We start from the raw sequence: 12,303 nt of genomic DNA, 5'->3' as shown, positions 1-12,303 counted from the left end.
CGGTGTCACGGGACGTTCTCTCGCCGTTGTCACCTGACCACTGTGGCGGAACCGGTAGCTGGTTCGAAAGTCTGAAGGATCATCGGCGGCCCTGGCCGCTCGGCGTTTCGCGGCGTCGGTCGGCGGCCACGCCGAAGAGGAGGCCGACTCCGGCCAGCGTGATGAGGTAGCTCGCCCCGTCGGACGCGATCGGCAGCACGGCGAGGCTGGCCGGCACCGGCAGGCCGGCGCCGGCGGCGCCCGGGCCGGCCAGGAGCACGAGCAGCAGGACGGTGACGCCGGCGACGAACGGGAGCACCTCGTCGCGGTCCCGTTCCGGCCGCCGGACGACCGCCGCGAACAGCAGTGCGACCTGGACGGACAGGACGGCGGAGAGTGCGAGGAGCAGGACGACGGCCGGGCCGCCGGCGACCGATCCGGTGGTGCCGGGAGCGGCCCCGAGCAGGTCGCGGGCGGAGGCGGGGCCGGTCAGCCGGAAGGCGCCGCCGGGATGGAACGCGATCAGCCCGGCGACGCCGGCCACGACGCACAGGACGCTGCTGGTGCTCACCGCGAGCAGCCGCAACCAGCCGCCGCCCAACCCGGTCAGATGGGCCGCGACCAGCACCGCGAACAGCGGCAGGCCGACCAGCGGCAGGGCGCCGGGATCCCGGGTGTACGCGTAGACGGCGAGCGGCGGCAGCGACACGACCCAGGCCTGCGCGGTCAGCGAGAACCGGGCCGGCGAGAGCCGCGCGGCACCGGCCGCCAGCGCGGTCAGGGCGAGGGCGAGGACCGGCACCGGGGCGGAGTAGGCCAGCAGCGCGCCGGCTCGCGTGCCGTCGAGTCCCCGGGCCGGTACGAGGGCGACCGCGGCGGCCAGCGTCAGACCGGCCGCCACCCATTGGCCGCCGGTCGTCCAGCGGAACCCGGCCGGCCATCCGGTGCTCAGGAACAGCACTCCGGCGCCGACCGTGAACAGCGTCCACTCCCGTAGCGCGCCGGCCGGATCCGGTCCGAGCCGCAGCACGAAACCCGCCGCCGCGAGGGTCCCGGTGACGGTCAGGATCCCGCGCAGCTCCGCGGCCCGCTCCGGGTAGCGCAGCGTGGCCGCGGACAGCATCAGGTAGGCGCAGCAGCCCACCCCGATGAACGCGATCGAGGCCGTCCGCGGCGGATCGGACCGCGCCAGCGTGAGCAGGAGCACCACCGCCGCCTGCAGGGCCGCCGACAGGACGTCCGGGTCGATCCGGGTCCGGCTCACGGCCGTACCTGTCCGGCGAGGGCGAGCAGCACGATGAAGACGGCCGACCAGGCGAACAAGAGGAACAACCGCAGCGCGTACGGGCCGGGCCGCCAGGTCCGCGGCCGGTGCGCGACGGCCTCCTGCTCCGGCGCCGGCCGGCGCTGTCGCGGGGGCTGGGGCTGGAGCCGGGTCTGGAGTCGGGGCTGAGGCTGGATCTGGGGCGGGGCCTGGGTCTGGGGGAGCGGCACGGTCCGCGATCGTCCGGTAAGGACGTCGTCGACGCGGCGGGTCGCGGCGGCCACGGTGTCCGGCCGCTCCGGCAGCGGCCGGCTCAGATCGAGCCACGGGCGCTGCGAGCCGAAACTGGATCGGGGCTGCTGGCCGGTGGCGAACACCAGCATCGGCAGCCCGGCCGCCGTGGTCGAACTCTCCCGGGTGGAGAACGTCCACGCCTCGGCGGGCACGCAGCGCGACGCCACCCAGAGCAGGACCCGCGGATCGGCGTTCCCCGCCCGGATCGCGTAGCCCTCCGCCGGCACCCCGTTCAGCAGCCCGGCCACCAGCGTGATCGCCTTGTCGCGGTGCCCCTTGGCCAGCGAGGCCAGCAGATCGTCGTCGTCGCTGGCGCCGGCCCACTCGCCCGGGTAGGACTCGTACGGCCCGTCGCACTCGTCCGGCTCGGTGTCCGGCCGCAGCGCGATCGCGCGGTCCAGCGTCAGCACCGACCGGGGCCCGATCAACGCCGTGGTCCTGGTCGACCCGCGGTTCAGTTGATCCTGGACCGGGGTCCGGTGCAGCAGCACCGCCCGGTCCCCGAAGCGCAGGTAGCACGTGCTGGGTTCCGAGTCGCCCGGCGGTACGGAGACCCGGGTGACCAGTTCGTCGCACCAGCGCGCCTGCTCGTGTTCCGGCAGCGACGACCGTACGACGCCGAGCCCGCTGCCGCCGCGCGCGAGCCTGGGCGTCCATTCGAACGTCACCACGTCCACCCGGTCGACGGCGCCCGGCGTCACGTGTCGCCTCCTTCCGGGGGTGCGGGCAGGGCACCGAGCATGTCGAGCAACGACACCAGCGGCTGCGCGCAGCGGTGCGGACGCGCGCCGAACGGAAAGACGCCGTCGGCGTCGCTCGCGCCGGTCGCGGATGCGAAGTGCAGGGTGGCGCGCCGGCAGCGGTGCAGGGGCGCCAGCTGGGGGAGCCGGTCGCGGGCGTGCAGGAACGCGTACGCGTCCCGGCTCTCCGCCGTCACCAGCCGCGGGTCCCGCCAGCGCTGTTCCAGGTCGGACCGCCCGATCCAGCGGTCCACCGGCTCCTCGAAGCGCAGCAGGTCGGACTTGGTCACGACCACCACGGACGGCAGGTCCAGCAGGCCGTCGGCGCCGCGGCGGTGGGACAGCCGGTCGAGCACCGCCTCGAACGTGACGTCGGGCTCGGCCCGGGCCGGATCGGCCACGAAGATCAGCGCGTCGACCACGGCCAGGAACTGGGTGGCCCGGGTGCGCTGGTGCTCGGGGGCGAGCATCTCCCCAGCGATGTCGAAGAACATCAGCGGCCGCCGGTGGGGGCCGTGCGAGAGGACCAGCCCGTCGGCGAAGTCGACCTCGTCGGTGCGCCGGGTGTACTCGAGCGTCCGGCCGTTCTGGTACAGCGGGTGGACCCGGGTCCGCCGGAACTGGTCGTGCCACGCGATGTCGACGGCGTTGGTGATGATGCCGAAGTCGTTCAGCACGTTCGACTCGATCTCGCGCATGATGCCCGCCAGCAGATGCGTCTTGCCCACCCCGCTGTCCCCGATCAGGCCGACGTTGATCGGCGCTCCGCCGAGCAGGTAGGCGGCCGGGAGGTAGTGCGGCGGGGCGTCGCCGGACGGGTTGGGACAGCGCCGGAACGCCTGCTGCAGCCGGTCGTCCCGGCGCCGCCCGCTGCCGAGGCTGCCGGGATCGATCGGCCGGTAGCCGTCCCCGGCCCAGGTGTAGAGGTCCTGCTCGGCCCACTCGACCGGATCCAGGCACAGGTAGCAGTCGCGCCCCCGGGCCGGGCCCGTGCGCCGGGCCGGCGGGCGGGCCCGCCACCACCGGCGCCGGCGTCGCTCCGGGACGTGCGCGGGCTCCCGGGCCGGCGTCGGGGACTGGCCACGCTGCCGGAACACCTCGTCGAACCGGCGCCGCCCGGCGGCCAGCCGCTCGAGCTCGGCGGTCCGGGCGGCCGGGGCCGGCGGTTCGTGGCCCAGCTGCCGGAGCAGTTCCGCGGCGGTCGGGCGCAGCGCCGCCCGCGGCTCGAGCGCGTCGCCGAGAAGCGCGGAGTACCGGGCGCCGAGCCGCTCCCGCAGGGAGTCGTTGTCCGGGTCGAGCAGGGAGCCCAGCAGCACCACGGCGCTCCACACATCGTCGCGGGCGTCGGCCCGGCCGGTGCCGCGTAGCTGCTCCTGCGACGCGAACGGCGGGCTGCCCAGCGGCGTACGCGGCGTGCCGGCCAGCACGGCGTGCCGCAGGTCGCGGATCATCACGTGCTCCCCGGTCCAGGCCACCGTCCGGGGCCCGATCGTGCGCAGCACCACCCCGGCGGCACCGAGCTGGACCAGGGTGCTCAGCAGGTCGACCAGCATGCGGTCGAGGGCGTCGTTGTCCAGGCCGTCGACGACGTCCTGGATCTTCGGGCCGTGGACGGGCTGCCACAGCGCGTACGGCCGCTCGACGTCGACGCGATAGCCGAGCAGGCGCGGCAGCGTGTGCGGGTACGCGCCGCCCGGATAACGCCGGGCGAGCCGCAGCCCGGCGGCGATCTCCGCGTCGAGCTGCCGCTCGTCGTCGCCCGGGCCGGCCGCGGGCTCGCGGCGCAGCCGCCGCTGCAGGACCCGTTGCTGCCCGGCGCGCAACGTGAGCTCGCGTACGTGCAGGCCGGGGCCGCCCGGGCCGGGGCCGGCCGGCTCGGTCGTCGCGCTCCACGTGACCCGTTGCCGGTCCGGGGTGATGAAGTCGAGGGCCACCTCGCCGACGGTGTCAACCATGGGGGTTCCTCCGCTGTGCGCGCTTCGGCCGGCCGCGCCAACCCTGGACAGTGGACCATGCGGCCAGCGCCAGCACCGCGACGAGCAGCACCGTGATCGTGGTCCGGAGCAGAAGGGTCACCGCGGTGCACCCCCGGCCGGCCGGTCCTGGTCCGGCGCGGCCGCCGACTCGGTCTGGACGTGCCGCACCCCCGCTCGGAGCGGTACGAGGTGGACCAGCCCCGCGGCCGTGCCGGACGAGGTCCACACCAGTACGCCGGCGGTGGCATCCTCCGCCGGCTCGAGACCGTCGCGCTCGGTGAGGGCGGCCCGGGCGAGGCGCGGCGCGAACCGTACGGTCGCCGCGCGCCGCAGGTCACGACTCAGCAGGGGCACCTGGTCGTCGGAGCAGAGCAGCTGTACCGCCTCGCCGTCGGCGAAGACGGCCCCCCGCATCCGGGTGTCCCACCAGGGCGGTTGCCCGCCGTCGCGGCGCGCCGGCCAGCCGGGCGGTGGTTCGTCGACGCCCCGGCCGCGCAGGTGCTCCTCGTACTCGCCGAGAAGGGTCGTCGCGGCGGCCCCGGCGCGGTCGGGCAGCCCCTCCAGCTCGCCGGCCCGCGCCTCGGCCCAGCGGTCGGCGAGGCAGAGCCCGACAAGGGTGACCAGGTCCTGCCACATCGCGCCGGCCGCGGCCCGGCTGCCGGACCGGGGCTGTGGTACGCGACTGGACTTCGGGGCCTGCGCTCCCGCCCGCGCGGCGAGGACCGCACGTATCTTGTCGAGCCCGGCGGCGGTGCTGCGGGCCGTGTTCGAGGCCTGGCGGCGGGCATCGGCCACCACCCATTCGCCGGTGGCGTCGTCCCACAGCCGGTTCAGCCGGTCGAGCGCCTCGCGCCGGCCGCCGCCGGCCAGGTTCCGCGTCCATCGGCGGACGAGCAGCTGCCACCACAGAATCGGCGTCGCGACCGCGAGGAGCAGCCCGATCGGCGCCGGCGCCGTCCCCGCCGGTGCGCCGATGCGGGTGGCGACCGCGGCCGAGAGAGCGGTGCCCCCGCCGGCCAGCAGCGCCATGACGAGCACCGCGCCGGCGTCGCGCAACGGCTCGGGCCGTTCGAGTCCGAGGCGACGGCGCTTGAGCCGGACCGCGACCGCGCCCAGCACCAGGATCAGCACCGCGGCCAGGCAGGCGTACCGGGCGGGCAGCGGGGCGGCCGCGGCGACGGCCGGTGCCAGGACGGTCAGCACCGGCACGACCGGGCTGCCGAAGCCGCCCGGCATCGGCTCGGGCGGGACCACCCCGGCCGTCGCCTCGCCGAGGGCGGGCACCCGGGCCGCGCTGCCCATCGGTAGCAGCTTCGCACTCAGCCCGCGCAGCAGGCGTACGGTCCGCTCCAGTCCTTTGTGGGCTTCGAGGGAGTTCTCGACGAGCCGGCGGATGTCGTCGACCACCGCGGTACGCGGCGGCGTGGCCGCCGGCAACGTGACGCCCCGCGCGCGGAGCTCGGCTCGCCGCTGATCGTCGCGGCTCGTGTCCAGCGCCCGGAACAGCTCGGCGAGCTCGGTGCGGTACCGGTCGAGGGCATCGGCTCCCGCCGCGGCGAGCTGCGGGACGTTGCCGCCGGCGAGCGGGGTGAACACCGACCACCACCGGCCGGCGGCGGTCACCGTCGTCTGTGTCCTGGCCACCGCTTTCTCCGCCTCCTCCCGGGCGGTTCTGATCCGGCCACCGGGGCGCGCGGCCGGCCCCGGGGGAAACGCCTGCTCGACCGCTCGTACGTCGTTGCCGGGGTCGGACGCCGGCACCCGGCCCGCACCGGACTCGCCCACCTCCCCGCCGGTGATGACGGCGAGCAGGGCCTGGCGCTCGGCCGAGACGAGCACGGCTTCGTCGAGCCGGCTCGACAACATCCGGACGGCCGGCGCGGTGACCGGCGTGTCCACCCGCTGGGCCTCCGCGACCACGCGCAGGAACACGTCCCGGGTCCGCAGCGCGCCGAGCAGGTCGAGCAGCGCCGGGGGATCGCCGCCCGTGGGCGGCGGCGCGGTCTGCACGACCGACGCGGCGCCGTGCCCGATCAGCCACGGGATCCCCACCGGGTCGCCGGCCCACAGCACCGCCACGGACTCGCTGTTCAGGACCGACGGGAGCACGACCGCGGTACGCTCCGCGGGGTCGGCCATCCCGAGGGCGACACAGACCACCTTCCGGACCGCGGCGGACCCGAGCACGAACGCGAAGGCCGGGCTGTGCTCCAGCAGCCGCGCCGCCTCGTCCACGAGGATCACGCAGCTCAGGTCGATGCCGTCGGCCGCCTGGTCGGCGGGCATGAGCGACGCCGCGCCGGCCCGGACGTAGCTGTGGAAGTGCGGATGCGCCAGCAGGCCGGGGTACTCCCGGCGCAGGTCGATGACCGGCACCGGGCCGGTCACGCCGACCGTCGCCTCCGCGCTCATCGGTCCTGCTCGCGGTTCTTGACGGTGACCTCCAGCGCCTCCAGCGAGTTGCCGTTGGGCGCCGCGCCGAGGAACGTGCGGCGGCGGGCGGCCGGGAAGGTCACCTCCCAGAACGCCAGCAGCTGATCGCAGCGTTGCCGGCTGCCGGCCGGCATCCGCTCGCGCATCTCCCGGAGGATCTTCACCTGCCGCTCCGCCATGCCGGCCAACTCCCAGTAGAGCGGGTCGGGGTCGGCGATCGTCTCGGCGAATCCGAGCGGCACGGTCTCCATCAGGCTCGCGCAGAAGTTGAGCCGGATCTCGCCGCCGTCGGTGAGCGTCCACATCTCGTACTGCTGCAGCAGGCTGCCCCACGAGGACGCCTTGCCGAACGTGGTGAGGTCCAGCCGCATCGCCTCGGCGTCCGGGCCGCCCGGCAGCGAGATGCGGATCCGGGACGGCGACTCGGTGCCGTCGGCGCAGGTCACCTGGCCGTTCCAGGCGGCGCACAGCAGCCGCTGCAGGATCTGCTGCCGGTGCGCCTCGGTGGTGGCCAGCCAGTCCTCCTTGAAGCCGAGCCGCTGCCGCCAGGGCAGGAACGAGTCGGACCGTGGGCTCTGCACGGCGCCGGCCCAGTCGAGCAGCACCTGGCGCAGCTCGGGCACCTCGGTGATGCCCATCCCGGAGCGGACCCGGGCCACGGTGATCGCCTCGGTCTCGCCCACCCGGAACTGGATCGGCAGGTCGCCGCGCCGGGTCGACAACCGCAGCTGATCGCCGAGCCACCGCTCGATCTCGTCGTCCGCGGCCGCCGCCGGATAGACGACCAGGACGCTGAGCTTGCCGCTGCCTTCCGGTACGAAGCCGGCGGGGAGCATGCCGGCCAGGGTCGCGACGAACTGCTGCACGTCCGACTCCGCGACCGGCACGTCGTGCACGTGCTTGGCCGCCACCCGCAGCAGGTGCCTCATGTGCGGCAGCAGCGGGACGTCGTCCTGGTCGCCGCCGCGCAGGATGCGGACGACCTCCTGCTTGAGGCGGGCGAGGATCAGCCGTACGCCGTACTCGGCGCCGCGGCCCGGCTGGGCGGCCGCGGCGAGCGCCTCCTCCCAGCCCGACTCGCCGAGCAGGGTACTGACGATCTCGCCCTCGGTCGCGTTCTCCCGCTTCCCGCCCTTGGCGAGGCGGCGCAGCATTTCGGCGTACGTCTGCTCGAGGTCGTTGCGCAAGGGCAGCAGATAGCTGACGCCGATCCGGGTGCGGTAGAGATCCTCGGCCCGGCGGTTGAACGCCTCCTCGCATTCGCGCTCGTGCGCGGCCAACTCGTCGACCAGCGATCGCAGGTGCTGGCAGAACCGGTTGAGCCGCTGCTGCCAGACGTTGCGATGGTCGTTCCACGCCGCGTGCCAGACCCGCCTGGTCTTGTACCGGAACCACTCGTCCTGCTGCTTGATCAGGTCGCCGACCGCGGCCTCGCTGGCTTTGGCCCGGCGGATGAGCCCGTCCTTGATGTCGAGCAGTTGCGGCGGGCGCGGATCGGTCTCCCACTGCTTCACCGGCGGGGTCGGCGGGACCCGGCGGCTCTCCATGACCCCGCGCACGCCCAGCCGGTCGATGTCCTCGCTGAGGGCCTGGTCCCCGAAGACGACCCGCTTGAGCCGGAACACGTCCGCCGAGTGCAGCACCATGCGGGCGCCCTCCATCGGGGCGAAGTCGCGGACGATCTCCGGCATCGTGTGGGTCACCGTCTGGTCCAGGGCCTGCAGGCTCTCGTTCATCCGGCGGACCCGTTCCTTCACCATGCCCCGGATCATCGCGGCGCCCTTCGCCCCGGCCCCGGCGGCCGGGTCGTCGAACTCGACGCCGCCGCGCTCCCAGACCTTCGCGACGTGCGCGCCCTTGAAGAAGTCGCGGATCGGGCCGCGGTTGGACTCGGCCCGGCCCGGCGGCACCACCAGCAGCTCGCGGACGCCCCGACCGAGCAGCCGGCCGGCGAACATGTCGGCCAGGTCGTCGAACGGCACGGTCAGCGACCCGACCAGGCTGGTGGACACGCCGCGGCACCCGATCCGGGTGGGCGACAGGCTCTGCCGGTCGATCGCGCTGTTGATGAAGCTGTCGGCGAACGACATCGGCGCCCCGGCCGCGTCGGTGCCGGCCGGCGTCTCCTGGCCGACCAGCGACATGATCAGCGCGACCACCGAGCGGTGCAGGTCGTCGCGCTCGATGCCGGCCGCCTTGCTGAACAGGAAGGCGGTCTGCATCGAGCCGAGCCGCATCTTGATGTCGCCCTCGCGGGGGTAGCGCACGTGCAGTCCCTGGCTGACCAGGTCGGCCCCGATGTCGCCGTGCGCCCGCTGGTCCTGGTTGAGGTCGTCGATGAGCCGGAACATGTCCAGCAGCGCCCGGCCCGCGTTCAGCGCGGCCGGGATCCCGCCGCCGCGGCCGGTCTCGAACGCGGACGGCATCAGGATCAGCGGGTAGATCTTCACCTGCAGGTTGGGCACCCGCTGGAACGCGGACTCGACGAGGTGCAGGTAGTCGTAGAAGATGCCCGCCCCGGTCCCGCCGGCGACGGAGAACGCGACGAACACGTCGACCGTGTTCAGGCCCGGATTGTGCGTCGGGTTGAGGACCCGCAGCTCGATCGCCGAGGTCGTGATCGCGTCGATGGCCCGGCTGATCGGCTGGCGGACCACCTCCACGGAGTCCGAGACGGTCTCGAACAGCGCCGCCCGGCCGACCGTGGGCAGCTGACCCGCACCCAGCCGCAGCGGCACGACCATGGGCTCGTGCTCACCCGGCGGAAGCCAGCTGCCGACGGCGTCCGGGACCTTGACGCGCAGGTTCTTGGCGACCTTCGGATAGCTCTCGAACTCCGGAAGCAGGTCGTACGCGTAGTACGCGGTCCGCGCGGCCACGTCCATGTGTGCCTCGTTGGGCACCGAGCGCTGCCGGACCTGCGCCAGCTCGTCCTCGCTCAGGTCGGCGTACACGAATTGGAGGCACGAGGGGAGCTGGAACGGCTGCAGCTCCGTCAGGCTGAAGTCCGGTCCGTGCAGCTTCAGGCCGTCCGGGCCGCACAGCTCCTCACGCAGTCGTCGTTCGAGCTCGGCGCCGATCCGGCATCCGGTGCCGCCCAGACCGACGAACATCACCGGGTGGTAGAGGTGCATCGCTGAGTTCCCTTCCGCAGCTAGAGATCGTCGTCGTCGTGATAGGAGGAGCTGGTCGCCGGCTCGTACTCCTCGTCGCCGGGCCAGTCACCCGTGGCCTGCTCCGGAACCGGGGCGTCGGGGTTGCGGGCGTTCAGGGCGAGCCGGGGGTGCTCGGGCAGCGGGACCGTCTCGCCGGAGGCGAGCTTCAGCACCGGCCGGTCCGGCGTGGTCATGTCGTCCGGGAGGTCCACCCGGAACCCGCCGTCGGCGCGCTCGATCGTGAACCGGTGGCTGCCCGGCGCGACCCGCTGCAGCGAGGGCGGGGTGCCGTCGTCCGGGATCCGGATGTCGAACGCGAACCGGTCTCCCGGCGGCAGCTTCAACACGGGCCGCAGCGGCGCACCGTCCTCGAACAGGGTCAGCTCGACGTCGCGCAGGTCCGCGGCGCGCACGCGGCGCCGGCGCACCTGCCAGATCAGCACGCCGACGGCGGTGAGCAGCAGGAACCCGGCGAGCATCCAGGGCCACTTGTCCCAGACCGTCGGCTTCGGCAGCACCTTTACGTCGAGCGGTGCGTTGCCGAGGACGGTGCCGGTGCCGGCGTCCACCACCTGGATGACGCCGCCGACCGCGCCCGCGGCGGCGTTGTCGGCGATCCGGATCGTGAAGGCCGTGCTGCCGGAGCCGGGCGGTAGCGTCGCCCCGGTGCTCGCCAGGCTTACCGCGTCGTGGCCCGGTCCATCCAATTTCAGCCGTACGGGTCGGGGCTGGGTCGTCTCGTTGGTGCTCAGCAGCCGGCCGGTGATCTCGGCGCCCGGCAGGCCCTCGGCGCCGTCGAGCACGACCTTCACCCGGACCTGCGGGCCGCCGGGGCCGACCTGGAACGTCTGCACCCGCTGGTCGCTGGTCACGCCGGGCCCGGTCGCCCGTCCCACGACCTGGTAGGTGCCCTTCGCGTCGGCCGGCAGCGTGAAGTACGCGCTGTAGTAAGCGTCGGCCGCCCGCGCGTCCGGTGCCGTGCCGTCGTCGGCGAGTCGAGCGACGCCGGCATCGACGCCGGGGCCGGACAGCACCGCCGAGAAGGACAGGCCACGCAGGGCGGCCGGATCGGTGATCTCGGCGGACCGGGTCTGCGGCCGCATCAGCACGGCGAACTTCTCGCCCGGCTGCGGGCTCGGCGGGTCCAGCACGAACACCGTACGCAGCACGCCCTGCCAGATGGCGGTGGCACTGACCATCCGATCGGTGAGATCGGCCGGCGCCGTCAGCCGGACGTGCCAGGTGCCCGGCCGGGGATTGCGGATCCGCATGGACTCCACGACCCCGCTGGTCCCGGCGAGCTCGTACGTCGTGTCGTCCACCGTGCCGACCGCCGGGGCCTGCTTGCCGGTCGGGTCGAGGTAGGCGACCTTGACCCGCGGGTCGCCCTTGACCACGTTGATCGCGCCGTCCGTGGCGATCGCCGGCACGGACACCTGCAGGTCGACCTGGCCGCCGTCGCCGAGCGGCCGCTGCGGGGACCGGTTCTGGTCGAGGCAGCGGGCCTGGACGAAGGCGTCCATCATGGCGGCCACCGCCGCGGTGGCGTCCGCGGCCCGCTTCGCCACCGGCGCGGCCTGGTGATCCTCGCAGCCGGTCAGCCCACCGTTCGAGGCGAGGAACTTCAGCATCTCGAAGTCGATGTCGGAGCCGAAACCGATCGGCCAGATCTGCACGCCCGCGCCGTGCGCCTTGGGCACCACGAGCTTCTCGAGCTGCTCCTGGGCGTAGCGCTGCTGGCTTGCCTCGTCCTCGCCGTAGTTGCGGTCCCCGCGTACGTCGAGCCGTCCGTCGGTCAGCAGCAGGAGCAGCCGGGGCCGATCGTCGCGGGGCGGCCGGGTGAGGGCGTCGAGGCCCTGGTTCAGCGCGGCGACGAAGTCGGTGTTGTCGCCCTTGCCGCGCTCCCGCCGGGCGATGTTCTGCTCGACGCAGTTGCCCACGGCCTCGCGGTCCTGCGCGGCCGCGCCCGGCTTCAGCGAGCAGATCCGGCGCCCGTCGACGGCCGGCACGCCACCGGTGTTGCTGCCGAATCCGAAGACCGTCACGTCCGACTGCGGCGAGAGCTCGCTCATCGCGATGCTCGCCGCGGCGATCCGCTCCTGCCCGATGTCCGATTCGGAGAGGCTCCCGGACTCGTCCACCGCGATCACGAGGTGGATCGGCTGCACCTCACCCGTGGTATCCGGTGCCGCCTCCGCCACTCCACCCGATGACACGAGGACCGACAGCGTCGCCGACCAGGCAAGGACCAGCGCCACGATCGCCCGGGTCATCCGCTTCACCCATCCGGGTTCATCCGTTCGGCGGCAACGGCCGGCCGCGCGCCGGAACCCCAGCCGGACCTGGGCAAACTTGCGCCGCCCTCGCGGGAGACCGCACCTCGCTGCTGTCATTTTCTTCAGCCCTCCCTGGCACCTGCCCATGTCTGACGGACAGCACCCAGTGGTCCGGCCTCGATCACG

The 12,303-nt window shown here is 74.0% G+C and carries 7 protein-coding genes; all 7 read right to left on the bottom strand.

From position 1 onward, the window contains the following. Positions 1–79 precede the first annotated feature (79 nt). Genes IH26_RS60290 through IH26_RS0134390 form a run of 7 tightly spaced genes read right to left on the bottom strand, consistent with a single transcriptional unit; the run spans position 80 to position 12,114 of the window. Positions 80–1,243: a hypothetical protein gene (locus IH26_RS60290; protein WP_030440437.1), complete on the bottom strand. Its 1,164-nt coding sequence runs from the start codon at positions 1,241–1,243 to the stop codon at positions 80–82. Then, on the bottom strand, positions 1,240–2,238 hold the full coding sequence (locus tag IH26_RS60285) for a hypothetical protein (RefSeq protein WP_030440436.1): 999 nt from the start codon (positions 2,236–2,238) through the stop codon (positions 1,240–1,242). The genes IH26_RS60290 and IH26_RS60285 overlap by 4 nt, the downstream gene beginning before the upstream one ends. Then, positions 2,235–4,232, bottom strand: a complete 1,998-nt coding sequence (locus IH26_RS0134405) for a TRAFAC clade GTPase domain-containing protein (RefSeq protein WP_030440435.1) — start codon at positions 4,230–4,232, stop codon at positions 2,235–2,237. Before IH26_RS0134405 ends, IH26_RS60285 begins: the two co-directional genes overlap by 4 nt. Beyond that, on the bottom strand, positions 4,225–4,353 hold the full coding sequence (locus tag IH26_RS64050) for a hypothetical protein (RefSeq protein ID WP_281179811.1): 129 nt from the start codon (positions 4,351–4,353) through the stop codon (positions 4,225–4,227). The genes IH26_RS0134405 and IH26_RS64050 overlap by 8 nt, the downstream gene beginning before the upstream one ends. Beyond that, positions 4,350–6,665: a hypothetical protein gene (locus IH26_RS60280; protein WP_030440434.1), complete on the bottom strand. Its 2,316-nt coding sequence runs from the start codon at positions 6,663–6,665 to the stop codon at positions 4,350–4,352. The genes IH26_RS64050 and IH26_RS60280 overlap by 4 nt, the downstream gene beginning before the upstream one ends. Continuing rightward, on the bottom strand, positions 6,662–9,820 hold the full coding sequence (locus tag IH26_RS0134395) for a tubulin-like doman-containing protein (RefSeq protein ID WP_051809029.1): 3,159 nt from the start codon (positions 9,818–9,820) through the stop codon (positions 6,662–6,664). Before IH26_RS0134395 ends, IH26_RS60280 begins: the two co-directional genes overlap by 4 nt. Before the next feature lie 20 nt (positions 9,821–9,840). Continuing rightward, complete coding sequence (locus tag IH26_RS0134390) at positions 9,841–12,114, bottom strand: choice-of-anchor X domain-containing protein (protein ID WP_030440432.1); 2,274 nt, start codon at positions 12,112–12,114, stop codon at positions 9,841–9,843. Positions 12,115–12,303: the final 189 nt, after the last annotated feature.

The organism is Actinoplanes subtropicus (genome assembly GCF_000721705.1).
Taxonomy (GTDB): domain Bacteria; phylum Actinomycetota; class Actinomycetes; order Mycobacteriales; family Micromonosporaceae; genus Actinoplanes; species Actinoplanes subtropicus.
Note: the sequence above shows the minus strand (reverse complement) of the source record. Positions and strands in the feature narration are given on the sequence as shown.

What these genes read in the sequence shown, in the direction of transcription:
- IH26_RS60280 (WP_030440434.1), bottom strand. Translation starts at nt 6,665, where the DNA reads ATGAGCGCGGAGGCGACGGTCGGCGTGACCGGCCCGGTGCCGGTCATC.
- IH26_RS0134395 (WP_051809029.1), bottom strand. Translation starts at nt 9,820, where the DNA reads ATGCACCTCTACCACCCGGTGATGTTCGTCGGTCTGGGCGGCACCGGA.
- IH26_RS0134390 (WP_030440432.1), bottom strand. Translation starts at nt 12,114, where the DNA reads ATGACCCGGGCGATCGTGGCGCTGGTCCTTGCCTGGTCGGCGACGCTG.
- IH26_RS0134405 (WP_030440435.1), bottom strand. Translation starts at nt 4,232, where the DNA reads ATGGTTGACACCGTCGGCGAGGTGGCCCTCGACTTCATCACCCCGGAC.